The organism is Algibacter sp. R77976 (assembly GCF_044594645.1).
In the GTDB taxonomy this organism is placed as follows: Bacteria; Bacteroidota; Bacteroidia; order Flavobacteriales; family Flavobacteriaceae; genus Algibacter_B.
This window is the reverse complement of record NZ_CP138989.1, coordinates 3350997-3372643: the sequence shown is the minus strand read 5'-3', so window position 1 is coordinate 3372643 and position 21647 is coordinate 3350997. Positions and strand designations below refer to the sequence as shown.

Genomic DNA, 21647 nt, shown 5'->3' with positions numbered 1-21647 from the left:
TAACTAATTTTTCTGACAAAGCCTAGCATTATGATAATTTCAAATTTAAGTTACTAGTTTTCAGAAATTCAGTATTTTTGGCATAATAAATGTCCCATAATTTATTAGTGAAACTCTATTTTGAAAAGTCTGTAAGACGTATTAAAAATAGTTAGTTGAACTAATCCCGCTTTTGGGCGGGATCTTAAGTTTAATACTATGTTAGTTAAATGAACTACTTAAAATACATACTTATTATTTTTCCTTTATTGCTCTTTGCTCAGATAAACGAGATTGAGCAAGATTCTATATCTGAAAAGTATCTAATTATTGAAGGCGATTCGGTGCCAAGAACATCTATAGATTTAGATGAAGTGATGTTGCTTCATAAACTCAAATTTGATAGCAAAAAGGATAGAATTCGCTATTTAATTTTACGCCGTAAAACCATAAAAGTATATCCGTATGCTAAACTAGCTGCAGAACGTTTAGACTCAATGAATGCGCGTATGCTTACGCTAACTAAAACCCGTGAAAAGAAGCGTTACACCAAGCGTGTTCAGAAATATATAGAAGGCGAATTCTCTGAAGAATTAAAAAAGCTAACCCGAACCGAAGGGCAGATTTTAGTAAAACTGATACACAGGCAAACGGGTACTACGGCTTTCGATTTAATTAAAGAATTGCGAAACGGTTGGAGAGCCTTTTGGTACAATACAACGGCCAGTATGTTCGATATTTCTTTAAAACGTGAGTTCGATCCAGAACATGAAAAAGAAGATTATTTAATTGAAGATATCTTACAACGAAATTTTCAAAGCGGACGTTTAGACCGACAGAAACCAGCTATAGATTTTGATTTCTACGATTTAACCAATAAATGGGTTCATCAAAAAACACCAGAGTAAATGCGTATTCAATCACCATTTGAAGAAAAACTAAATACTATAACACATGCTATTGGTGCTTTACTTGGTATTACTGCGTTAGTACTATTAATTGTATTTAACACCCATAAAACCGATTGGAGCTTATTTAGTGTTATTGTTTATGGCATTTCTATTATTATTCTGTTTAGTGCATCAACATTTTATCATGCTGTTAAAGGGGAGAAGCGCAGGCATTATTTTAGAATTATAGACCACATAAGTATTTACTTTTTAATTGCTGGAACGTATACGCCTGTGTGTTTAATTTCTTTAGAGCAAACATTAGGCTGGACACTCTTTTTTGTGGTTTGGGGTATTGCAGCCTTTGGCGTAGTGTTAAAACTGTTTTTTACAGGGCGATTTGAAATTTTCTCCACGTTACTGTATTTAGTTATGGGTTGGCTAATTATTTTCGATTTTTCTAGCTTATCCAACGCCATTGGAAATAATGGTATTTTGTTTCTGTTTGCAGGAGGTTTATCTTATACTGTTGGCATTGTTTTTTATGCCGTTCAAAAAATACCATATAATCATGTTATTTGGCATTTATTCGTGTTAGCAGGCGCTATTTGCCACTTTTTTATGATTTTTGGGTATGTAATTTAACAGCCTGTTACTTGCTTTTAATTAGTTTAAAAGACTGCTCTTTTCCGTTTTGAATCACTTTTAAAATGTAAATACCTATATGTAAATTGTCGCCATTAAGTGCTAATTCATAAGTATCTGTATCTGCAGCCATAGTTAAACGATTACTAATTATAGCTCGACCCAAAATATCGTAAAGCGTATATTCTAAAGGTGTACTTTCATCTAAAGCTGCAACTCTTAAGGAAATATTGTTTACAAAAGGATTTGGATATATTGAGGCGTTAAAACCATCTTTTTCATCAATAACTAAAAACGGATCTGTAATCGATATTTTTAATTCACTTAAGCCATAGCAGTTTCCGCCATAGTTTGAGTTTGGTGTAATTAATACATAGCGCGCTTTCGCGGAATCAAAATCTGGGCCTTCATCACCTTCATAAGTAGATAGGCCAGAGGCTTGTGTCATATTAAATGTGCCAACATTAGTCCAAGTAACACCATCTAGCGAATAGTCTAAATTAAATTCTTGAATGCCGTAGTCTAGGTTTTTTGGTTCGTTGGCATTCCAAAATTGGGTCTTATTTAAAATATACTCATATCCTAAATCGTACATAATCCAATGAGTTTCTCCGTAAGATGTTATTGGGTTTTGTGACATATCACAAGATACCCAACCGTCAAACCAGTTGGTGCTGTGTCTATCCGGATAGCATTGTGCTTGAGTGAGTTGAAAACTCAAAAAAGCAAGTAGCAATATGTATATATTTCGTGTTTTCATCATGACATATTCATAAATCCTAATGGAGAAACTCCAGAAGCAGTATCATAAAAATTAGAAATATTTGGAAGAATTGTAGCAAGCTCAGATGCCGGAACACCAAACCATAAGGCTAATTCTGCCATATATAAATCGGCAGCTGTTGTTGGTATAAGTACGCTACCATCAATTATTTGGTCGCTAGTTAAATCTAAACTAGGGTAAGTTCCATATATATCTTTTCCGTTAACGGCAGCACCCATCATAAAGGTATTGCCACCCCAAGCATGATCTGTTCCGTTACCGTTTGATGTTAGTGTTCTTGCAAAATCTGAAACACTAAATGTGGTTACACAATCATTTACATTCAACTCCGTCATCACATCATTAAAGTATTTTAAGGCTGCATTAACTTCAGCTAATTTGTTACTTTGGTTTATTAGAAGTTCGTCATGATGATCCCAACCACCAATTTGAACAAAAAATATCTGCCTAGAAAAACCTAAAGTATCTCTAGATGCAATGGTTTTAGCAACCATTCTAAATTGAGCAGCTAAATTATTATACTCTGGAAGTATGGTGCTAAAATCTGAAATAGCATCAATTGCTGCCTGAAATTCTAAATTAGCATCGTTTGATGTTTTGATCGTATTTTTATAGGCGTTCTTAAAAACATCTTGATAATCTCGCTCCAACATGGTATTTAATGCTGCGGTTTTAAGTTCATTAAAATGTCCTGATTCACCATAACCATTAATACCAATACTTCCATTATTACTTATTGCATAAGGTGTAATGTTATCACCACGTTGAAAAATATTGCTACCCTGCAAGGAGATATTCATTGAAATATTTTGATTGGAATTCATGGATTGCACTAAATCTGCAATTTTCCCTCCCCAACCCGTATTGGTTCTTTCGTGTGGCCGCCCTGTTTGCCATTGCTGGATTTGATCGGCATGCGAAAACAAGCCTAAAGGCGTTTTAACAGCACCGCTTAATATATCTGTTCTACTTGATGGTTCTATAAGCGTACCAACATTAGATAGAAAAGCTAAATTCCCATTCTCAAATAGTTGCTGCACATCTGGCATGGATGGATGTATTCCAAACGTTCTGCCATCTGTGGTATTTGGGTTTATTTGTAGAACATCATTCTGAGGAATAGCTAAATTGGATCTTGTGGTGGCATATTCGTTATACTCTGTATTACCTTTTGGAATAAGCATGTTAAACGAATCGTTTCCGCCACCTAGTAACACGCATACCATAGCTTTATAATCGCCACCAAATGTGATAAGTGATGAGTTATCCATGGCACTTGCAGCCATAGCCTTCAAGTTTATTAAAGAAGAGAAGAGGGTGGTGTAACCTAAAGCAGCACAGGAGTCACCAATAAATTTTCTTCTTGATATGTGTTTTTTATGCTTTGTCATTTTAGGTTATTTAAGTACGGTATAATCTGGACTTATAAGTATGAGGTATAAGGCCATTTTTACTCTTACATCGGTATAAAGAAAATCTTCATTCCAATCATAAGTAATCGGGTCAATGGCATTAACGATAAGTTGTTTGGTTTCATCTGATAATTGCCCACGTGTAAACAATTTATCTAATTGATTTATGAGTACTTCACTATCTTTTGCATAATATTTTAAGGCTTCAAAATCTAACGGGCGGCCTTCCATATCTAAATCCCAGGTGTTTAGAACGGAGTAATATTGCGGAAACGTCCATAAATCGACTTCATTTATATAGTCTATACTTGTTGCCGAATTATGAATTTCAAATTCTGGGCCTACTAAATTGGCACTTGTAAACTCTGAGTTTGGCACATAAGCTGGTAAAAAAAAGTTGAATACATGCGGAGCGGCCAATGGCAATTGTCCAGTAGCTTCATAAAAATTATAGCCAACATTCCAGTTTTCGCCTGCGTCATTATCTAAATCTAGTTGCCTGGCTACATTAAAATAACGCATCATAGGTTCTATTAATTTTCCGCTTCTTGGGTTATCTATCCAACTACAATTTCTAGCTTCATCATCTAATAAAATAGCCTTTATTACTGCTTTCATATCACCTCTAACACCTTTTGTGTTATTAAAAGCTCCACTAACTCTAGAAATATAGGCTGGCGAAGGGTTAGATTTAACTAATTGTTGAATAAGGCGTAAGGCTATAAACGGACCAACATTTTGATGATTAAATAAATTGTCGATAGCAGATTCTATGTCTTGCATGCCCGATTGCCCACTTGGCACAACTTGACCATTCAGTAAATGTTTTTCTCCGGGTTCATGATAGTCATCATACATGGCCATAGGAATATCTTTTATTGCTAAGTATTGCCCAACTCCAAATTGTGGCGTTACACCCCAAGGGTTTTCCATAACATCGGCAGGACCAAGCCCCGTGAAAATTTTGGCAAATTCTTTTATATCATCATTATTGTAAGTAGGAACCCGATCACCACTACCATCTAAAACATAACTACCATTTTGGTTTAATTCATAAAGCCCAATAGTAAATAATTGCATAATTTCTCTAGCAAAATTCTCATCAGGATACCTGTTTTCGTCAGGGTCACTTTTTGGGTTATTATAATGACTTAAATAAATACCCATCATTGGGTGTAAAGTCATATCTTTTAAAAGGTTTTTAAAATTCCCAAAGGCATTATCTTTTAAAACATCATAATAATCGCCTAATCCAACACCATAATCGCCAATATTGGAGTTGAAAGAAATCACCATAATTTCACTTAAAGCCAAAGCAATACGTTGTCTTAGCAAATCTTGGTTACCAATATTACTTTCCCACCACGCATATTGAAAATGTGGCCAATACGGGCCAAAGTAATCATCTTCAGCACCACCGTTTGCTATAAATCTTGCTAAAGCCTCATCGTATATGGTTTGCGTAAGTTCGCCCATTGATGGTGAGTTTAAATCAAATTGATTATCAATCCAATCTTCAAAAGTGTTTTCAGAAACTGTTTTTATATAGTTTAAATCGGTACCAAAAGTAGCTTGAGCTAAAAAACGAGAAGTTTCTAGCAGGCGAGCATCCAACCCTGAACCGTTAATTGTATTATCTGCGCTGGCAATTTCATCCCAATCTAATCGGTTTTCTTGACTACTAGAAGTTACAGTTATACCATTGCTATGCCCAGCACCTAAATAATCTGTGTGTTGTTGCGAAAAGAAACAAATAGGAAAACACAATAAGAAGCAGAGTATGGGGTTCTTCATGTTGAAATCTTTTAAATTTACTATTGATTATGTAGGTTAATCAGTCAGGTAAACAATCAAATATAGTTAAAAATCAGATAGATAGCATTATTTTTCGATGAATGGTAAATACTTTGAATATAACTTCTATCATAAACTTTTATTTCATAATTTCAATTTTTAAATGTGAATATGATTAAAATTGAAATTGCCACATCAACCAAAGATTATCTCCAAATTGAAACTTTAGCAGATACTATTTGGCGAGAACATTACATTCCTATAGTTGGAAAACCGCAAATAGATTATATGTTAGACAAATTTCAATCGGCAAAAGCTATTGAAAGTCAAGTGAAAGATGGTTTCGAATATTTTTCGATGTTTTATAATAAAATTCCTGTTGGCTATATTTCCATAAAACAAGAAACAGACAGTTTGTTTTTAAGCAAAATATATGTTTTGAGTAATTATAGAGGCAAAAAAATAGGGAAGGCAACTATGCAATTTGTTGAAAATAAAGCCAAATCGTATCAGCTAAAAAAAATAAGGTTAACCGTAAATATTCATAACACAAATTCTATTAAAGCTTATGAAAAACTAGGATTTGATAATGTTGGACCAATTGTAGCAGATATTGGAAACGGGTTTGTTATGGATGATTATCAGATGGTTAAAAACCTGTAGTTTCCTGTTTCCATCTCGGTTGTTTCGTTCTTTATTAAAAATTTCACAGAGAATCTCCGAGTTTTCACAGAGATACCCAGAGAAAAATGAGGATTTTTCATGTCTATAATTCTAAATTAAAAACTAAAATTTTGTTGGTTAAAAATAAATTCTCTGTGAAACTCTGCGGTTCTTTGTGCGACTCTATGAAATAATCCTTATAACTTTTTCAGTTTTTATTTATCAAAAATCCTAAATCGTCAATAGTAAATCGTAAATCAAAAATAAATATCACCCTTCAATAATCTCTTTATATTCTTCAAAAAAAGATTCAAACAAACTCATATTAGTATTAAAAAACACCATAACATCGCGCCACGAGTTTTTGTTATGGATAGATACTTTTTGCTCTAAGGGCAGGTATATTCTAGAAATCTCTTTTTTATTGTCTAAAAAATATTCTTCCTCAAAAATAGCATCAGGAAGATAATCATCTAAAAGAATAGATTTTAAAGCCAGTAGTTTTTCCCAGTACTTAATGCGGTGTTCTAAATCGTCTTCTAAATCTAAAGCTACTAAAGCGGTTCTATTATCAAAATGAAATTTAAAGCTTAAACCTTTCAGCTTGGTATCATACAAAACCCATTTACGTGGAAACGATTTTCCAAAGCTGGTCCAAAATTCTTCTCTTAATATGCGTGATTCTTCTTTGCTAAACATGTAAAGCCCATCCTTATTCCTTCCCATGGGGAAGGAGACACTCTTGTGTGATTACTCGTTATAATTTAAACTCATTTTTAATTCTTCCTTTTTTCGTTACAGTTCCCTTTCCCGTGGAAAGGGTTAGGGAAAGGCTTTTTTATATCAAATAAGCCACACCAACACCAAGTATTATCGAAATAAACTTCGATAAATTAAACTTGTGCCCATCACCACTTTCAAACAAAATGGTGGTCGATATATGGAAAAATATACCAATAACAACCGCATTTATAGCATGTGTATAATCGGCAATAAAAGGTGCGTTATGCGAAATCCAAGTTCCTAAAGGTGTCATTAAAGCAAATGCTATTAAAAAACTTCCAATTTGTACTTTAGTGTAATTTGACTGTAATAAAAACATAGTAATTAGGGTCGCAATGGGAATTTTATGAACCAAAACACCATATACCATATCGTTGTGATCGTGAATAGAAAAGCCTTCTAAAAAACTATGAATACATAAGCTAATAAACAATAACCATGGGAAAGCCGTTTCATCTTTATGTATGTGTACATGCCCATGCTCTGCGCCTTTAGAGAATAACTCCAAAACAATTTGCAGCATAATACCACACATAATTAAGAGTCCAGTTTTTTTAGTTTCTAAATGGTCATAAACTTCGGGCAGCAATTCAAAAAGTGTTAACGCTAATAAAAAAGCACCGCTAAAAGAGAGTAGGAGCTTGGTGTTCCAAGACTTCTGCTTTTTAGTAATAAAGGCTAGAAAAAAGCCCAAAACAACTGCTAATAAAGGTAAAAGAAACTTATTCATTTAAATAAAATACTATTCAATTTTATAAAATTAATTTATAATACTCGGCAAGAGCAGACATAATTAAATGTCGATTATCTACCCGCAAGAGTAGGCATAACAATTCGCATGAGTGATAATAATAAAATGGCAATTATTGCTCTATTTAAAAATCATTACTAATCGTTCCGATGTTTTTGCACTAAACTTACTAAGTTTATAATCGCCAAAAACCTCTAATAAATATACGCCAGCCTGTTCAAAAAGCAATTCAAAATCAGCTAATGTAAAACCACGCACACGCTCTTGGAAATTATATAATTTATCATCGGCCGTAAAAGTAATATCTTTTATAATATATCCGTCTTCCACATAGCGTTTTAAATAAAAATCAATGCCATCAACCGTTTTTAGCTCTTCGGGTACTAAATTATCAATAACAAACTCACTATTCATAAAATCAATAACACCAAAGCCAAACTCATTTATTTCAGCTTTAATCGCTTTTATGGTCTTTAAATTATCGTTATCATCCTCAAAATAACCAAAACTGGTAAACAAATTAAAAACCGCATCAAACTCTTTGTGGTAGGGTTTACACATGTCGTGAACATCAAAGCGTAAACGGTGGTTTTCAAATTGTTTTGCAAAATTAATACTGTTTTCGCTTAAATCTACGCCCGTAACATCGTAACCAATTTTATTAAGGTATAAAGCATGCCTTCCCTTTCCGCAGGCCAAATCTAAAATCGTACCACCCTCTGGAATATTTAAATAATTGGTAAGCGTATCCATAAACGCATGCGCCTCTGTATCGTTTCTATCTTTATATAAAATGTGGTAAAATGGTGTGTCAAACCAAGAAGTAAACCAAGTAGTAGTGTTGTTAGCCATAGTGTTATTTGGGGGTTACCCCCGAGAAATGTTCGGCGGTCAGGCTTTTTGTTACAAGTCCTCGCTCCTAAAAAAGGGAGCTGTGGGCTTTCCACGTCAATCCTTAACCCGAATTATCAAAAATACCATTTCCAACTTAAAAATACTTACTAAAATTTGCCCTTTTTTACTTATGCTTCAAAATAAAACTTAACCATAGCTAAGGCCATGTTTGCGCTTTCTTTTTCGCTAATGCAAAAAATTGCTGTGTTTTATTTAAGCAATTTTAAATCAGAATTGGTATAAACTTTACGTTTGCCGCAAAATTACGTTATTTTTGCAATCTATTATTAGTACTGTAGACGAAAAAAATGGGAGAAAATTTCAACATGGTTGCCAAAACCTTATTTGGCTTCGAAGATTTATTAGAAAAAGAGCTAACACAACTAGGCGCCATGTACGTAAAAAAGGGCGTGCGAAACGTTTCTTTTTCCGGCGATAAAGGCTTTATGTATAAATGCAATTTAGCGTTGCGTACAGCAGTTAAGATTTTAAAACCCATCCATTCGTTTAATGTAAATAGCGAGCAAGATTTATACAATAAAATCTATGCTATGGATTGGTCGCAATACTTAAAACCTACAGGGTCTTTAGCTATAGATGCGACTATACATTCCGATTTGTTTACACACTCGCTATATATCGCACAAAAAACAAAAGATGCCATTGTCGATAAATTTAGAGAAACCGATGGACAACGTCCAAATGTAGACTTGAAATTCCCAGATCTTAAAATAAATGTACATATAGATCGTCGACGTTGTACAATTTCTTTAGACTCCTCTGGCGATTCTCTGCATAAACGTGGTTATAAAACCGCAACTAACATTGCGCCAATAAACGAAGTGTTGGCCGCAGGTTTAATCATGCTGTCGGGTTGGGATGGACAAACCGATTTTATGGACCCTATGTGCGGTTCTGGAACCATGCTAGTAGAAGCTGCCATGATAGCCTGTAACATACCTCCAAACCTAATGCGAAAAGAATTTGCTTTCGAACGTTGGAACGATTGGGATGTCGAGCTTTTCGAAAAAATTGAAGAATCATTACTTGGTAAAACACGCGATTTTCATCATAAAATTATAGGATACGATAAAGCTCCAAGTGCGGTTTCAAAAGCTATAGATAATGTTAAAAACGCTCAGCTAGACGATTTTATTGAGGTAAGACACGAAGATTTCTTTAAAACTAGAAAACCAGGCGAAAACAAACTGCACATGGTATTTAACCCACCTTATGGCGAGCGTTTAAATATCGATATGGAAGAGTTCTACGCCAATATAGGCGATACACTTAAACAAAATTATCCAGGCACAGATGCTTGGTTTATTACCTCAAATTTAGATGCTTTAAAGCATGTAGGTTTGCGTCCATCAAGAAAAATACAACTCTTTAATGCGAAACTAGAATCGCGTTTGGTAAAGTATGTGATGTACGAAGGTAGTAAGAAGGGGAAATACATGAATAAGGATTAAATACCTGTCTTTCGATTAGACTCAAGATAAACTTCGGCAGGAATCATATTAATACAACTTGTCATTCCGACGAAAGGAGGAATCTCATAATATGAGTTACCTTTTGTGATTTCTAAAACAATGGCAAACGTTCAAACTGAGCAATTAAAAACAACTTGCCACAAGCACGCGCATCAGATAATGCATCATGATGTTTTAAAGCAATATTATGCACTTTGCAACAAGCATCCAGCTTTGCAGGTTTATATCCTTTTTTACGGTAAATTTTAAGTGTGCATTCCCAACGCTCTTGCATAGTTAAATCGGACTGCGGAATATTATAATCTTTCATAGTTTTTAGTAACACGGTTCTATCAAAAGACTCATTGTGTGCTACAGTTACAATACCAGAAATACGTTTTTTAATTTCTGGATATACGCCTCTAAAGTTGGGCGAAAATCTAGTATCATCTTCGGTAATACCATGTACTTGTTGGTTGTGCCAATTATAATCGTTGTTTGGTGGTTGTATTAAGGCATGAAACTCATCAACTATAACACCATCTTTAAAGGTTACAATTCCAACCGAGCAAATGTGGTGTCCTTTTGCGGTCTCAAAATCTATAGCAGCGAAGGTGTTGGGCATAACTTTGGTTTTAAACGTAAAGTTACAGGTTTATGTTGGTTATTTGGTTTTAATGATAACCATAATTTCTTAGATAATTTGACTTCTGTTATGAGCTAAACGATTCGAAGGAAGTATTAGAATTTGCGATTCCGCTTATCGTGTTTGTGTATGATTTCGTTGCGTGGTTTAAGCACTAAAGTTAGCAAATAAATCACAGATAGAAAGTCCGCGAGGACTTTCGTAAGTAAGCTAGAACTAGCAATGAATTATACACGGTGTTGGCAACTGGCTTTGTTTTACTTATTTCGGAAAATGAAAGAACATTAATTCAATTTGTATAATTTTTTTTGAATCTTCAGGTAAAGTAAATTCATAACTAAATGAGGATTCATAACTGTCATTCACAAATCTTTTAAAATTAGAATGTTCTTTAATTTCTTTTTTTGCAGTTTCCATGACGCTTGTTATCTCATTTTGATTTACAAACATCATCAAAGCTGTTTTTGAGTCACGATGAGTTAAATAGCCTAATAATTGGTCAATAGCAGATAAAAGACTTTTTTTTCCTTTCCAAAACTTACATTCTGCAACGAATAAGTTAGTTCCGTCATTTGCATATTTGAGTAAAATATCTGTTTTTCCCTTTTTATTAAAAGCTTCCCCAACTCCAGTAGTTGAATCATATCTTGTTTCTAGAAATAACAAAAAAACATCCCTTAAATCTTCTTCGTGTTTTCCTTTATATAAAGATTGTTTTCTTTCTATTGATTTACCAACATTATAAATTATTTCTTTGATGTCATTATAAACCTGTTCTTGCAAGTAAGGTGTTATGTCTTTTCTTTTTGAAGTTTCTGAAACAGGTTTTGGAATGTTTTTTCTAACTACTGGTTTTGATGCTACGAAAGAGTCAGAATGAGGATTTACATTCAATCCTATAGCTTTCATAAAATCCATTTTTTCAGAAACCACACCTTTACGGTTTTCAATAAGTCGTGTTATTAGTTGGGATAAACCTTTGTTCCAAGGTTCTATTTCGCTATTTATTCTTGGGATATTTCTATTTAATTCTGATTTTATTTTCGAAACAGCAGAATTAAATTTCGTAGCATCTAGGTTATCAAGGGTTATAGTTGCTGTTATATCGCTTCTGTTAATATTAACACCTTTATCCAAATATACGATTCCAGAAGTAGATGGGAAACAGTCAAATAATTCTCTTTGTCCGTTAAACGGAATTTTTACAAAAATTTCAAAAACTTTTTGTTCGTAGGTCTCTCCCCAATGATTTTGAATTTTTCGTGTTGTCTCTTTGGGTTTTGATGGAATTGCTTCAAGTAGTTCTATTGGTTGAATAGTATATTTTAATTCAAGATTTTCTGTTAGAAGATATAAGTCAGTTGTATCAGTTATTTCTAGTGAATCTATTTCATTTGAAAGCACTTTTCCAACGTTACTTATGTAGTCAGATAAAAAATATTTGTTGAATACGTTTCCTCTCATAGTTTTTTCAGCTTGTTGCCAACGTTAAGATATCGTTCCGTTTCAATGAAGATATCGATTGATAAGCGAAGTTAGAATTTTCTGACTTAAAAAGCAATACGTACTTTTACGTATTTATCAACAAGAAACAAAGTGATTCCGTAACTTTAAGAAAAAAAAATATGACATTCAAACACACTTTTAAAGCCACAGTAAACTGGCAAATAGGTAAAAATGAAACCACACAAAATCCAAAAAGTTTTAGTAGAAACCATGTGGTTAGCATTGCTAATAAAAAAATACCTTTAGAAGTATCGGCAGCCAAACCCTTTAGAGGCGATGAAACCCTTTATAACCCAGAAGATTTATTGTTGTCTGCTTTAGCATCGTGCCATATGATGTCTTATTTATACGTTTGTTCGCAAAACAACATTGAAGTTTTAAGTTATTCTGATACAGCCGAAGCTTTTTTAGATGTAGAAGCATCGGGTAGTGGTCGTTTTACAAAAGTTACTTTAAAACCTGTGGTTACTATAAAAGATGCATCGCAAATAGAACTTGCTAAAGCGTTGCATACAAAGGCCAATAACTTATGTTTTATTGCTAATTCTTGTAACTTCCCTATAGAACACTATGCGGAGATATTAGTAGAATAGTTGGTTAGCTATTTATTTTTGATTTTTCAAAATAATCTCACCAGTTTCATTGCCTTCCTGAGAGCCATCAGGTTTAAATAATATATAATCAAACATCGTATTTATGTTTTTAGATACTTTTTGACCAGCCTTTAAATCTAAAACCAATCTTGGTTCGTTTTGCAGTAAACCATCAATATTATCGCCTTTCCATTTTGTAATTTCAACCCACATCCATTCTCTTTGTCCATCGGTACTTTCAAAAGGAAATTTAATTAGTAGATGGCTGTTTACAGGTAAGCCACCTAAAAATTGTTTTTTTAATTCGGGTATTTTTGTTTTAGCTCGTTCACTAGCTTCTTCAAGTTCATTATCATGTTTTAACATAGACACTTCATCAATAAAACCAAACAGTTTAGTAAGTACTTCATTATGTTCTATTTGTGGGTTGTCGCTAGAAAATGCAACTTCAATTAACCTGTTTTCTGGGTCTCCTTCTTCCCAAGATCCCTCAATAAGTTTTACATCAGCTTGTTTTTCAGCGTTTTCATATAAATCACTAAGTAGTCTCGTTTTTAATGACTCATTTTTTACAGAATTAATGTTAAGACTTAACAGACCTTCGTTATTAAGTGTTTGTTTTTCAAAAAGTGATTGTGCAATTAAGTTTATAAAACTGGCTAATTCTGTACCAGATTTACACGATAAGTTTTCGATGGTAATATCTGGTAGTCCGAATTTTGACATACCAAGTGTTATGGCTCTACAGAATTCATCTTTTTGATAAAAATGAATGGTTATATGATTTGATAAATTAACTGATGCGTTGTTAATTAAACGTTTTTCTTGCCAGAATGCTTTACTGACAGTCTCTCTTGTTTCAGAATCGTAAACAACAGCCTCTTTATCTTTTATTAATTTATAAACAAAATCATTAATACTTTTTAAGCTTGAAACTAAATCGTCTTTATTACAAGAAATATCTATAACTAAAGCGTGTTTAGTGCTTTGTAATTTATTTTTTTCTATATCTGTTAGACCTTGACTTGTATAATTTAAATACTCAAGGTCCATAGGTGGATAGTCTTCTTTTATATTTTTTACACCTGTAATGATAACATTATTACCTCTTATTGTATCCGGATCTGGAAATGTATCGTGCATTTTGAAAGTTGGATAATCACTTTTAAATATTTCCTTTGCTGATGATTCGTTTACGTTATCATTATCTAAATAATAGATAATATATTCAACGATTATAGTCTCGTCTGAAAGAATATTTTTTGATGTTTTGTTCTGAGAGCATGATAGCGTTATTGATAATAGCGCGAGAATTAAAAACCTAAATTTCATTTTGTATCTTTTTAAAGCTAATAATGATTATATTTTTTCTAACCAATTACCAAAAGCGTTTAACTTTTTCTCATTGTTTTGTAACCATGCTCTTGAATCTTTATTGCCAGATTGACTAATATATTGACAATAAGTTTCTATATGTTCGCTTTTAGCTAATTCGTAAAAAAACGTTGTGTAAAATGTCCACCAAATACCCTTGTGTTTCTTTTTTTTAAGTTCACCTAAAACAGTAAAAAATGAATCTGTGTTTTCCATAAACATTTCGTCTTCTGTTTTTCCTTTATTTTCTTCTAAACTTTTTGATGCCTCTAGCATGCCAACCATAAGTTCTGCTGCTCCAAAATCTGATTCTGCGCCAATAGCAGATATATTAATGTTTATATTATTAGGTTTGTCTTTATCTTTTGTTACGTTGCCTCCAAATTTATCTTTTAATAGCATATAAGCTTCAAGAGATCTACCAGAATCTGGCTCTAAAAATAAAAAATAGTGTAATGCCAATAAAGTTTGGACTGTATTACCTTTTTCGTTGTTAATATACGCTAACATGATATGGCTACTTGCATGATTGGAGTTGTTTTCAATAGCTTTAATAACGTGTACTTCAGCATTCTCTAAATCTCTTAGTTTATAGTAATTAAGTGCTAAGTTGTAATGTAACAAATAATTATCGCCTTCGCTTTTAATGGCTTTTTTAAAAAGCTTGATAGATTCTTTTGTTTTTCCTAAAACATCTAATGATGAGCCTTTTGTAATATAAGCTTGCATCATATGTTTAGATTTTTGTTTTAAAACATTATCAGAATACTCGATTGCTTTTTCGTAATCTTTACTATTGAAATAGCTTAAAGATATTTCGTAATTAACTAATGTTGATTTTGGGTCTAATTCTAATGCTTTTTTGTAAGTTTTGATTGCCATCTCATAATTTTGATCATCATGGTATTGAATCCCTTTTTTCACCAAATCATCTATAGTTGATTGTGCATTAATAAAAAACGTATTAAAAAGTATGGCTAAAAGAAATAAGTATGTTTTCATGTTTTATATATTTTTAAATATAAATTTAAAGCAAGTAGAAGATTTAAATCAATTTTCTAATTCGTAAAGATCTTTTTCGGTAAAGGTTCTAAATGCAAATTTGTAACCTTCATATGCTGCAATTGCATAAAAGAATAAATCCATTGGGCTAAAAGTTTCCATCATTATACTTGGTACTAGGCTATAATCTACCATTGATAGTATTTCCATGTAACCAAGACCTTCTTCGTTTGCTGCAAAGCCAATAATACTAAAGAAGTTTCCTAAAAAACAACTTATTATAGCAATAATACCACCGGTAATTCCAAATATTTGATCTATGCCATTACCTAAAAAACGCATTGAGATACCTACGCCTGCACCAATTGCTATTGCCATATAACCAATTTGATATCCAGTAGCTACTGTAATTGTTCCCCAAAGAATGGCGCCCAGAAGTCCAACTAAAATACCAGTAATTAATGCTTTTGGGTAGTTTTGTTCAGATTTAAAACGTTCAATATCTTTTTCAGAAAGCTTTTGTATAACTTGGTTGTGTTCAACAGGTTCTTCATCATCAATTCTCTCTACAACGGTATTGTCAAGTTCAAATGTTTTACATTCGTTTTCAAAATTAGCGATCTCACCTGTTAAATTACAGATAAGCCCAATTTTCATGTCAAGTTCTCGTTTTGTACATTTTTTACAAAATTTTAGCTGTTCTTCTCTGGTCATTTACTTAGTTTTTTATGGTTGGTAAAACTAAAATAGCCTAAATAGTGAGAAAAGAAATATGAATACGTAAGAAACCTTGCTTGGTAAGCTTATTTATAATACTTAAAAATAAAAAAGTGAGGCAGAAATAAGACTAAAATAGCATTTTTTAAGGCCTGTTTCTTGGTGTAGGTCTAGACCCTTTATCGGGTTTAGTAAATTCTACAGATTTAGATTGTTTTGCCTTCTTATAAAGCGGAATTCTATAAGCTAAAAAGTAACTGTAACCAACGCCAATACTACTGCTATCATAAGTTTTTCCAAACCCAGGAATGTAAACATTATCAAAATTATTAGGTATGGTTTGGCTAACAGACATCTTTAATTGCAAATTTAAACCTAAATATAAGTTGTTAAACAACTCAGCTTTCATTCCTAAAATAAGTTCTGCCCAAATTGCTGTAAGACCAGTAATTTCTTGTGTTGTGGTTGATGTAAATTGAGGTGCCCAGTATTGGTCTGTACTATAAACGGAATAGCTGTTTAAATCGTGACTGAATGAACTGGCACCAACTCTAAAGCCGGAATAAATCATGTTATCCATGTTTAACCAATTATCATACATATTAAAATCAACACCAGCTTTTATATAACTTCCTTTTGTAGTAATGTTTAAATAATCGTTGATGGTGTTTTTTTCTTCAATACCAATTTCGGCAGCTATATATAGTTTTTCTTTTAAGCGATAATCTGCCATAATTTCAAAACCAGTATAATCATCATCTAAAAAAGTACGCGCTAGTTTACCAATATCTCCTCCAACTCTAAGGCCATATTTAAGTTTAATTGTCTCAGAATCATCAATAGTATCAACAATACTATCATTTTGTGCATTAACAAACACACAGAAAAATAGCATGCAAACTATGCTACTAATGCGATATATTAAAGTGTGTTGTTGTCTCATCTTCTACAGATTGGTTATCGGTTAAAGGTGCTCTAGAAAGCATCCAGTTATCACCATCGTCAACAATGGTAAGCGTTACATTTTTAAAAACGGTTTTAAATCCACACGCTCGAGATACAAATACTTGTTCACGGCTGTAGTTTATTTGTATACGGTCTTGATTACCATCTACAAAATCATCAGAGTCATCATCGGGCGTGTCATTATCATTTTCAAAAGCATCGCTTACAAGAATGTATTCTGTAATGTTCTCTGTTGTTTTTAAAGGCAGAATAACGTTGTCAGTATCTGTATAAACATAGTCTGATAGAGCATCCTCAGATACATTATCTTCACTATCAACACCAATAACAACTAAATCAAATACATTTTTAGTATTATCGGTATCTGTTGCATCAAGAAAATCAATAATTAATCTTGGTGTTGTAGGTGTTGATTCTGGACAAATATCGTCACGTTCGCAACTTATTGAGAGCGCAGCTATCAATAAAATTGGAATTATTAAAACTTTAAAATACTTCATTTTTTATTTTGAAAAGATTCTTTTATTTAAACTTAACTACATATGGTTGAGTTTAGAATCACTTTATTAATTTAAACTATCGATGTTCCAAAAGTACAACATTTTCAACATGAAACGTTTGCGGAAACATATCTACAGCTTGAGTTTTTACTACTTTATATTGTGCATCCATTAAAGCTAAATCTCTTGCTTGAGTTGCACTATTACAACTTACATAAACCACGCGTTTTGGAGCAATGTTTAGAATTTGTTGTACAACATCTTTATGCATGCCATCTCTTGGTGGATCTGTTATAATAACATCTGGTTGCCCATGTGCTTCAATAAATTCATTATTAAAAACATGTTTCATATCTCCAACAAAGAATTCAACGTTATTTATGCTGTTTAATTGTGCATTTTCTTTTGCAGCAGTAATAGCGTCTGGAACAGATTCTACACCAATTACTTTGCTGGCTTGTTTTGCAACAAATTGCGCAATGGTTCCGGTACCTGTATATAAATCGTAAACCAATTCGTTTCCTGTTAAACCAGCAAAATCTCTTGTTATTTTATAAAGCTCGAAAGCTTGTTTGGAGTTTGTTTGGTAAAAAGATTTCGCGTTAATTTTAAACTTTAAGCCTTCCATTTCTTCAAAAATATGATCGTTGCCTTTATAGCAAATCACTTCTTGATCGTAAATAGTATCGTTGGCTTTTCCGTTAACAACGTATTGTAATGACGTTATTTGCGGAAAGGTCTCAGCAATATAATCGAGTATTAACTCACGTTTAACTTTATCTTCTTTAAAAAACTGAATCATCACCATAACATCTCCAGTTGTAGATGTTCTTATCATCATGGTTCTAAGTAAACCCGTTTGGTTTCTTGTATTAAAAAACTCTAAATCGTTTTCAATAGCAAACGTCTTAACAGCATTTCTAATCGCGTTTGATGGATCTGCTTGTAAATGACATTTTTTAACATCAAGAATTTTATCCCACATACCCGGAATGTGAAAACCAAGGGCATTTCTATCTCCTAAATCTTCATCTGATTGAATTTCTTCTAACGTTAACCAACGGCTATCACTAAAAGAGAATTCCATTTTGTTTCTATAAAAATACTGTTCAGCTGAACCTAGAATAGGTGTAACCTCTGGTAATTCAATATGTCCAATTCGTATTAAGTTATTAGTAACTTCCTTTTGCTTGTAAAATAGTTGATGCTCATAACCCATATTTTGCCATTTGCAACCACCACAAGTTCCAAAATGCTCGCAAGCAGGTTCTGTTCTTTTGTCTGATAGTTTATGGAAAACTGTAGCTTTTGCTTCAAAATAAGCCTTACGCTTTTTAAAAGATTGTGCATCAACCACGTCGCCAGGAACAGCATTAGATAGAAAAATGACTCTTCCATCTGGTGCCTTCGCTACGGTTTTACCTTTTGCAGCAGTATCAATAACTTCTACATTTTCAAAAACTTGTTTTCTTTGTTTACTTCTTCTAGACATGCTGCAAAAATAACAATCACAATAAATTAATATGATATTATTTCCATTAACTTTAAAGGAATTTTAAATTCATTTAAAATAAAATGAACCTTTTGTGTTTTTTAGCGTCTTTAGAATAGTATGAATGTTGTAAACACACATAAAAGAATTATTAATCAACCACAAGTTAAAGTGGCTATGTTGTTAGAAACCTTGGCCACAAAAGCAGATTGTGTTTGGCCAAATGATAAATGGCCACCTATTCGTTTTAAAAACGGATTAAAAGTTGGTGAAAAAGGCGGACATGGCATTATACGCTATTCGGTAGAAGAATATATTTTAGGAAAATTAATAGTCTTTAGGTTTTTACAGCCAAAAGGATTTAATGGGATCCATAAGTTTGAAGTGAAAGAAATTAATTCTACTTCAACTGAAGTTACTCATAGTATTATTATGAATACCATTGGCGTTAAAGCAACTTTACAATGGCTAATAGCCATAAGATGGCTACATGATGCTTTAATTGAAAATGCTTTTGATACCATTGAAAATAATTTCTTAGAAGTTAAAAAGCATACCAAATGGAGTTATTGGGTAAGTTTCTGGCGGTTTATACTAACACGAATTAGGTGAAAAAACAAAAGGTCTTTGATGGCGTTTTAGTGCGTCAATTTCAATCTGGAAATAAAAATGCATTAGCTACATTAGTTAAACGATGGCATAAAACGTTTTGCGAAAAAGCGTATTGGATTGTTAAGGATGCAGATGTGGCCAAAGATATTGCGCAAGATTCATGGAGTATTATAATTAATAAAATAAACCATTTAAAAACACCCGAAAGCTTTGGGATTTGGGCCTTAAGAATTGTGTATACAAAATCTTTAGACTGGGTGAAGGCTAACAAAAAACTACAAAATATTATTGTTGAAAACCAGCGAAATCAAGATGCTTTTCATGTTGAAAAAGACAATAATGAACCTTTAAAAGTTGCATTGTTAAAAACAATAAAAATGCTTCCTGATAATCAACAAATTGTTATTCGCCTATTTTACTTGCAAGAATACTCATTAAAAGAAATAAGTTCGATTTTACAGATATCTGAAGGTACAGTTAAATCTAGATTATTTCACGCTAGAGAAAAATTAAAACAAAATTTAAAAACTTAGAACTTATGAAAAGTGATAAAGAAAGTATTGATAAATTAATAAAAGAAACATTAACAGAAGAAGAAGCTAAATTCTATGAGAATTTAGAAGAACAAAATGTACTTCAAATGATTGGTGGGCTTTTTCAAGGAAAAAATAAATGGCTTTTAGTGATGATGAATGTAGTAACCGTAGTATTCTTTGGGTTATTTATTTATTGTTTAGTACAATTTTTTAATGTAGAATCTACAAAAGAATTATTAAAATGGGGCTTAGGAAGCATTGTATTTTTACTTGGCGTAAGTATGTTGAAAATTTTCGCGTGGATGCAAATGGATAAAAACGCTATAATTCGAGAACTTAAACGTTTAGAGTTGCAATTGTCTTCGCTTTCTGGTAGAATGTCTTAAATTACAAAAAAAAGCTGCTTAGTTGTAACTAAGCAGCTTACTATTAATTGAGGTTAAGTAATTATTTTTTGTTAAACTTAGTAAGTATTTTATCCATTTGTTTACCTGCAGCTTCACGACCACCTAATCCAAAAGATAAGATAATAGTTAATGCAACGGTACCTAATGTAATACCAAAGGCTAAGTTTATAATTTCGTCTGCAATACCCATAGTTCTTAATCCAATAGCTAAAAAGATTGCTAGGATTGCGATTCTAATTATTGAAGCAACAAACGTATTGTCATCATTTTTAGAGAAGTTTTTGGCAGCAATAGTAGCAATCCAATTTCCAACAGCTAAAATTACAAGGCCAAATAATATTTTACCTGCATAGTTTGTAATGGTATATAAAATTTCAGATAAATGAGAGAATTCTAACTTATCTACAGCCGTAGTAATACCAAATAATACTATAAAAAAGTAAACTAAATTACCAATTACTTTAACAAGATTTGTATTTCCAGTCATTGAAGATAAACCAGCTTTGTTAAAGAAGTTATTAAGATTCATACTGTTTAGTAAGTCTTTTACAAGCTCGCTTAAAAAACGGCCTCCAACAACAAAAAGAATAAGTATTAATGCCGCTACAATTATTTTAGGAATAGCACTAAAGAAATCTTTTAACATGGTTGTTGCAGGTTCCGATATAGAATCCATGTTTAAAATGTTAAAAGCAGAAATAAGTAATGGGATGAATATAAAAATGAAAACAACTTTTTTTAAGATGTTTACAAAATCAATGTTTTCAGGTAGTTTTAATTTAGGAACCAATTTTTGGATAGAATCTCCAGATAGTTCTACTAATTCAGAAATTATTGTGGCTAACATATAGCCTATGTAACATACTAAGCCTGCTCCAACAATGTTTGGTAAATAGCCCGTAAATTCATTTAGCATATTTTTTAAAGGATCAAGTACATTGCTCATGCCTAGCTTTTCTAATGCTAAAGTGAAAACAAAAATCATGACTAAAAAGTAAACAAGTTTGCTTACAAATTTTGAAATACTAATTTTTGAAGTTTTAATCTTGTCATCGATACCTGTTTTTTTAAGTAGTTTTGATACAATTCGTTTAAGTAATCCTGCAATAAACCAACCAATAATAAGGATGATAATTGCTGCTAAGGCGCTTGATAAATTACCACCGATAGATTGGGTAAGATTGTCTAATACATTTGATAAATAGTCCATAATTTTTGTTTTTTTGACG

At 32.5% G+C, this 21647-nt stretch carries 23 protein-coding genes; 8 read left to right on the top strand and 15 right to left on the bottom strand.

The genetic code is table 11. From position 1 onward, the window contains the following. Nucleotides 1-209: 209 nt before the first annotated feature. Nucleotides 210-887 carry a DUF4294 domain-containing protein gene (locus SJY43_RS14375; protein ID WP_396601435.1) on the top strand — a complete coding sequence of 226 codons (678 nt, stop codon included), beginning with the start codon at nt 210-212 and terminating at the stop codon, nt 885-887. Then, nucleotides 888-1514 (top strand): hemolysin III family protein, encoded by a 627-nt coding sequence (locus SJY43_RS14370; RefSeq protein ID WP_396601434.1) that lies wholly within the window; start codon nt 888-890, stop codon nt 1512-1514. A gap of 7 nt (nt 1515-1521) precedes the next feature. Here SJY43_RS14370 and SJY43_RS14365 read toward each other — a convergent pair whose 3' ends face one another. Genes SJY43_RS14365 through SJY43_RS14355 form a run of 3 tightly spaced genes read right to left on the bottom strand, consistent with a single transcriptional unit; the run spans nt 1522 to nt 5504 of the window. Further along, nucleotides 1522-2277, bottom strand: a complete 756-nt coding sequence (locus SJY43_RS14365; protein WP_396601433.1) for a T9SS type A sorting domain-containing protein — start codon at nt 2275-2277, stop codon at nt 1522-1524. Beyond that, nucleotides 2274-3689: a DUF1501 domain-containing protein gene (locus SJY43_RS14360; protein ID WP_396601432.1), complete on the bottom strand. Its 1416-nt coding sequence runs from the start codon at nt 3687-3689 to the stop codon at nt 2274-2276. Before SJY43_RS14360 ends, SJY43_RS14365 begins: the two co-directional genes overlap by 4 nt. A 6-nt stretch (nt 3690-3695) precedes the next feature. After that, entirely contained in the window at nt 3696-5504 is a 1809-nt protein-coding gene (locus SJY43_RS14355; protein WP_396601431.1) for a DUF1800 family protein, read from the bottom strand. Between the two features lie 171 nt (nt 5505-5675). Between SJY43_RS14355 and SJY43_RS14350 the strand changes: the two genes are divergently transcribed. Next, the gene (locus SJY43_RS14350; protein WP_396601430.1) at nt 5676-6167 is read left to right on the top strand and encodes a GNAT family N-acetyltransferase; all 492 of its coding nucleotides are present in this window, start codon (nt 5676-5678) and stop codon (nt 6165-6167) included. 270 nt (nt 6168-6437) lie between these two features. Here the strand turns inward: SJY43_RS14350 and SJY43_RS14345 are convergent, their stop codons facing one another. From SJY43_RS14345 to SJY43_RS14335, 3 genes are all read right to left on the bottom strand, one after another. After that, nucleotides 6438-6866, bottom strand: coding sequence for a DUF4268 domain-containing protein (locus SJY43_RS14345; protein WP_396603418.1), 429 nt, complete (start codon nt 6864-6866; stop codon nt 6438-6440). A 139-nt stretch (nt 6867-7005) separates the two neighbouring features. After that, a complete protein-coding gene (locus SJY43_RS14340) occupies nt 7006-7680 on the bottom strand; it encodes a ZIP family metal transporter (RefSeq protein ID WP_396601429.1) in 675 nt (224 codons plus the stop codon). A gap of 141 nt (nt 7681-7821) precedes the next feature. Then, on the bottom strand, nt 7822-8553 hold the full coding sequence (locus SJY43_RS14335; protein WP_396601428.1) for a class I SAM-dependent methyltransferase: 732 nt from the start codon (nt 8551-8553) through the stop codon (nt 7822-7824). 350 nt (nt 8554-8903) lie between these two features. Between SJY43_RS14335 and SJY43_RS14330 the strand changes: the two genes are divergently transcribed. Continuing rightward, on the top strand, nt 8904-10067 hold the full coding sequence (locus SJY43_RS14330) for a class I SAM-dependent RNA methyltransferase (protein WP_396601427.1): 1164 nt from the start codon (nt 8904-8906) through the stop codon (nt 10065-10067). 112 nt (nt 10068-10179) lie between these two features. On the opposite strand, the gene SJY43_RS14325 is transcribed toward SJY43_RS14330, so the two are convergent. Both SJY43_RS14325 and SJY43_RS14320 read right to left on the bottom strand, forming a co-directional pair. Continuing rightward, complete coding sequence (locus SJY43_RS14325) at nt 10180-10692, bottom strand: 3'-5' exonuclease (protein ID WP_396601426.1); 513 nt, start codon at nt 10690-10692, stop codon at nt 10180-10182. 282 nt (nt 10693-10974) lie between these two features. After that, nucleotides 10975-12177 (bottom strand): hypothetical protein, encoded by a 1203-nt coding sequence (locus SJY43_RS14320; protein WP_396601425.1) that lies wholly within the window; start codon nt 12175-12177, stop codon nt 10975-10977. Nucleotides 12178-12338: 161 nt separating this feature from the next. On the opposite strand from SJY43_RS14320, the gene SJY43_RS14315 reads away from it, so the two are divergent. Further along, the gene (locus SJY43_RS14315) at nt 12339-12812 is read left to right on the top strand and encodes an OsmC family protein (protein WP_396601424.1); all 474 of its coding nucleotides are present in this window, start codon (nt 12339-12341) and stop codon (nt 12810-12812) included. Nucleotides 12813-12824: 12 nt separating this feature from the next. Here the strand turns inward: SJY43_RS14315 and SJY43_RS14310 are convergent, their stop codons facing one another. The 6 genes from SJY43_RS14310 to rlmD all read right to left on the bottom strand — a co-directional run bounded on the left by SJY43_RS14310 (nt 12825) and on the right by rlmD (nt 18863). Next, nucleotides 12825-14144 (bottom strand): DUF2314 domain-containing protein, encoded by a 1320-nt coding sequence (locus tag SJY43_RS14310; RefSeq protein ID WP_396601423.1) that lies wholly within the window; start codon nt 14142-14144, stop codon nt 12825-12827. A 27-nt stretch (nt 14145-14171) separates the two neighbouring features. Continuing rightward, nucleotides 14172-15188: a tetratricopeptide repeat protein gene (locus SJY43_RS14305; RefSeq protein WP_396601422.1), complete on the bottom strand. Its 1017-nt coding sequence runs from the start codon at nt 15186-15188 to the stop codon at nt 14172-14174. A gap of 48 nt (nt 15189-15236) precedes the next feature. Then, nucleotides 15237-15902, bottom strand: a complete 666-nt coding sequence (locus SJY43_RS14300; protein WP_396601421.1) for a hypothetical protein — start codon at nt 15900-15902, stop codon at nt 15237-15239. Nucleotides 15903-16050: 148 nt separating this feature from the next. After that, on the bottom strand, nt 16051-16848 hold the full coding sequence (locus SJY43_RS14295) for a DUF6048 family protein (RefSeq protein ID WP_396601420.1): 798 nt from the start codon (nt 16846-16848) through the stop codon (nt 16051-16053). Beyond that, complete coding sequence (locus tag SJY43_RS14290) at nt 16814-17371, bottom strand: DUF6452 family protein (protein WP_396601419.1); 558 nt, start codon at nt 17369-17371, stop codon at nt 16814-16816. The genes SJY43_RS14295 and SJY43_RS14290 overlap by 35 nt, the downstream gene beginning before the upstream one ends. Before the next feature lie 76 nt (nt 17372-17447). After that, a complete protein-coding gene (rlmD, locus tag SJY43_RS14285; protein ID WP_396601418.1) occupies nt 17448-18863 on the bottom strand; it encodes a 23S rRNA (uracil(1939)-C(5))-methyltransferase RlmD in 1416 nt (471 codons plus the stop codon). Nucleotides 18864-18983: 120 nt separating this feature from the next. Here rlmD and SJY43_RS14280 point away from each other — a divergent pair, with 120 nt between their 5' ends. Genes SJY43_RS14280 through SJY43_RS14270 form a run of 3 tightly spaced genes read left to right on the top strand, consistent with a single transcriptional unit; the run spans nt 18984 to nt 20397 of the window. Continuing rightward, complete coding sequence (locus SJY43_RS14280) at nt 18984-19475, top strand: hypothetical protein (protein ID WP_396601417.1); 492 nt, start codon at nt 18984-18986, stop codon at nt 19473-19475. Then, nucleotides 19472-20008 carry an RNA polymerase sigma factor gene (locus tag SJY43_RS14275; RefSeq protein WP_396601416.1) on the top strand — a complete coding sequence of 179 codons (537 nt, stop codon included), beginning with the start codon at nt 19472-19474 and terminating at the stop codon, nt 20006-20008. The genes SJY43_RS14280 and SJY43_RS14275 overlap by 4 nt, the downstream gene beginning before the upstream one ends. Nucleotides 20009-20013: 5 nt before the next feature. After that, nucleotides 20014-20397, top strand: coding sequence for a DUF6768 family protein (locus tag SJY43_RS14270; RefSeq protein WP_396601415.1), 384 nt, complete (start codon nt 20014-20016; stop codon nt 20395-20397). 61 nt (nt 20398-20458) lie between these two features. On the opposite strand, the gene SJY43_RS14265 is transcribed toward SJY43_RS14270, so the two are convergent. Continuing rightward, a complete protein-coding gene (locus SJY43_RS14265) occupies nt 20459-21628 on the bottom strand; it encodes a mechanosensitive ion channel (RefSeq protein ID WP_396601414.1) in 1170 nt (389 codons plus the stop codon). Nucleotides 21629-21647 lie beyond the last annotated feature (19 nt).

What these genes read in the sequence shown, in the direction of transcription:
- SJY43_RS14330 (WP_396601427.1), top strand. Translation starts at nt 8,904, where the DNA reads ATGGGAGAAAATTTCAACATGGTTGCCAAAACCTTATTTGGCTTCGAA.
- SJY43_RS14305 (WP_396601422.1), bottom strand. Translation starts at nt 15,188, where the DNA reads ATGAAAACATACTTATTTCTTTTAGCCATACTTTTTAATACGTTTTTT.
- SJY43_RS14350 (WP_396601430.1), top strand. Translation starts at nt 5,676, where the DNA reads ATGATTAAAATTGAAATTGCCACATCAACCAAAGATTATCTCCAAATT.
- SJY43_RS14360 (WP_396601432.1), bottom strand. Translation starts at nt 3,689, where the DNA reads ATGACAAAGCATAAAAAACACATATCAAGAAGAAAATTTATTGGTGAC.
- SJY43_RS14295 (WP_396601420.1), bottom strand. Translation starts at nt 16,848, where the DNA reads ATGAGACAACAACACACTTTAATATATCGCATTAGTAGCATAGTTTGC.
- SJY43_RS14320 (WP_396601425.1), bottom strand. Translation starts at nt 12,177, where the DNA reads ATGAGAGGAAACGTATTCAACAAATATTTTTTATCTGACTACATAAGT.
- SJY43_RS14300 (WP_396601421.1), bottom strand. Translation starts at nt 15,902, where the DNA reads ATGACCAGAGAAGAACAGCTAAAATTTTGTAAAAAATGTACAAAACGA.
- SJY43_RS14375 (WP_396601435.1), top strand. Translation starts at nt 210, where the DNA reads ATGAACTACTTAAAATACATACTTATTATTTTTCCTTTATTGCTCTTT.
- SJY43_RS14310 (WP_396601423.1), bottom strand. Translation starts at nt 14,144, where the DNA reads ATGAAATTTAGGTTTTTAATTCTCGCGCTATTATCAATAACGCTATCA.
- SJY43_RS14335 (WP_396601428.1), bottom strand. Translation starts at nt 8,553, where the DNA reads ATGGCTAACAACACTACTACTTGGTTTACTTCTTGGTTTGACACACCA.
- SJY43_RS14370 (WP_396601434.1), top strand. Translation starts at nt 888, where the DNA reads ATGCGTATTCAATCACCATTTGAAGAAAAACTAAATACTATAACACAT.
- SJY43_RS14290 (WP_396601419.1), bottom strand. Translation starts at nt 17,371, where the DNA reads ATGAAGTATTTTAAAGTTTTAATAATTCCAATTTTATTGATAGCTGCG.
- SJY43_RS14355 (WP_396601431.1), bottom strand. Translation starts at nt 5,504, where the DNA reads ATGAAGAACCCCATACTCTGCTTCTTATTGTGTTTTCCTATTTGTTTC.
- SJY43_RS14345 (WP_396603418.1), bottom strand. Translation starts at nt 6,866, where the DNA reads ATGTTTAGCAAAGAAGAATCACGCATATTAAGAGAAGAATTTTGGACC.
- SJY43_RS14325 (WP_396601426.1), bottom strand. Translation starts at nt 10,692, where the DNA reads ATGCCCAACACCTTCGCTGCTATAGATTTTGAGACCGCAAAAGGACAC.
- SJY43_RS14315 (WP_396601424.1), top strand. Translation starts at nt 12,339, where the DNA reads ATGACATTCAAACACACTTTTAAAGCCACAGTAAACTGGCAAATAGGT.
- SJY43_RS14280 (WP_396601417.1), top strand. Translation starts at nt 18,984, where the DNA reads ATGAATGTTGTAAACACACATAAAAGAATTATTAATCAACCACAAGTT.
- SJY43_RS14340 (WP_396601429.1), bottom strand. Translation starts at nt 7,680, where the DNA reads ATGAATAAGTTTCTTTTACCTTTATTAGCAGTTGTTTTGGGCTTTTTT.
- SJY43_RS14270 (WP_396601415.1), top strand. Translation starts at nt 20,014, where the DNA reads ATGAAAAGTGATAAAGAAAGTATTGATAAATTAATAAAAGAAACATTA.
- SJY43_RS14365 (WP_396601433.1), bottom strand. Translation starts at nt 2,277, where the DNA reads ATGATGAAAACACGAAATATATACATATTGCTACTTGCTTTTTTGAGT.
- SJY43_RS14265 (WP_396601414.1), bottom strand. Translation starts at nt 21,628, where the DNA reads ATGGACTATTTATCAAATGTATTAGACAATCTTACCCAATCTATCGGT.
- rlmD (WP_396601418.1), bottom strand. Translation starts at nt 18,863, where the DNA reads ATGTCTAGAAGAAGTAAACAAAGAAAACAAGTTTTTGAAAATGTAGAA.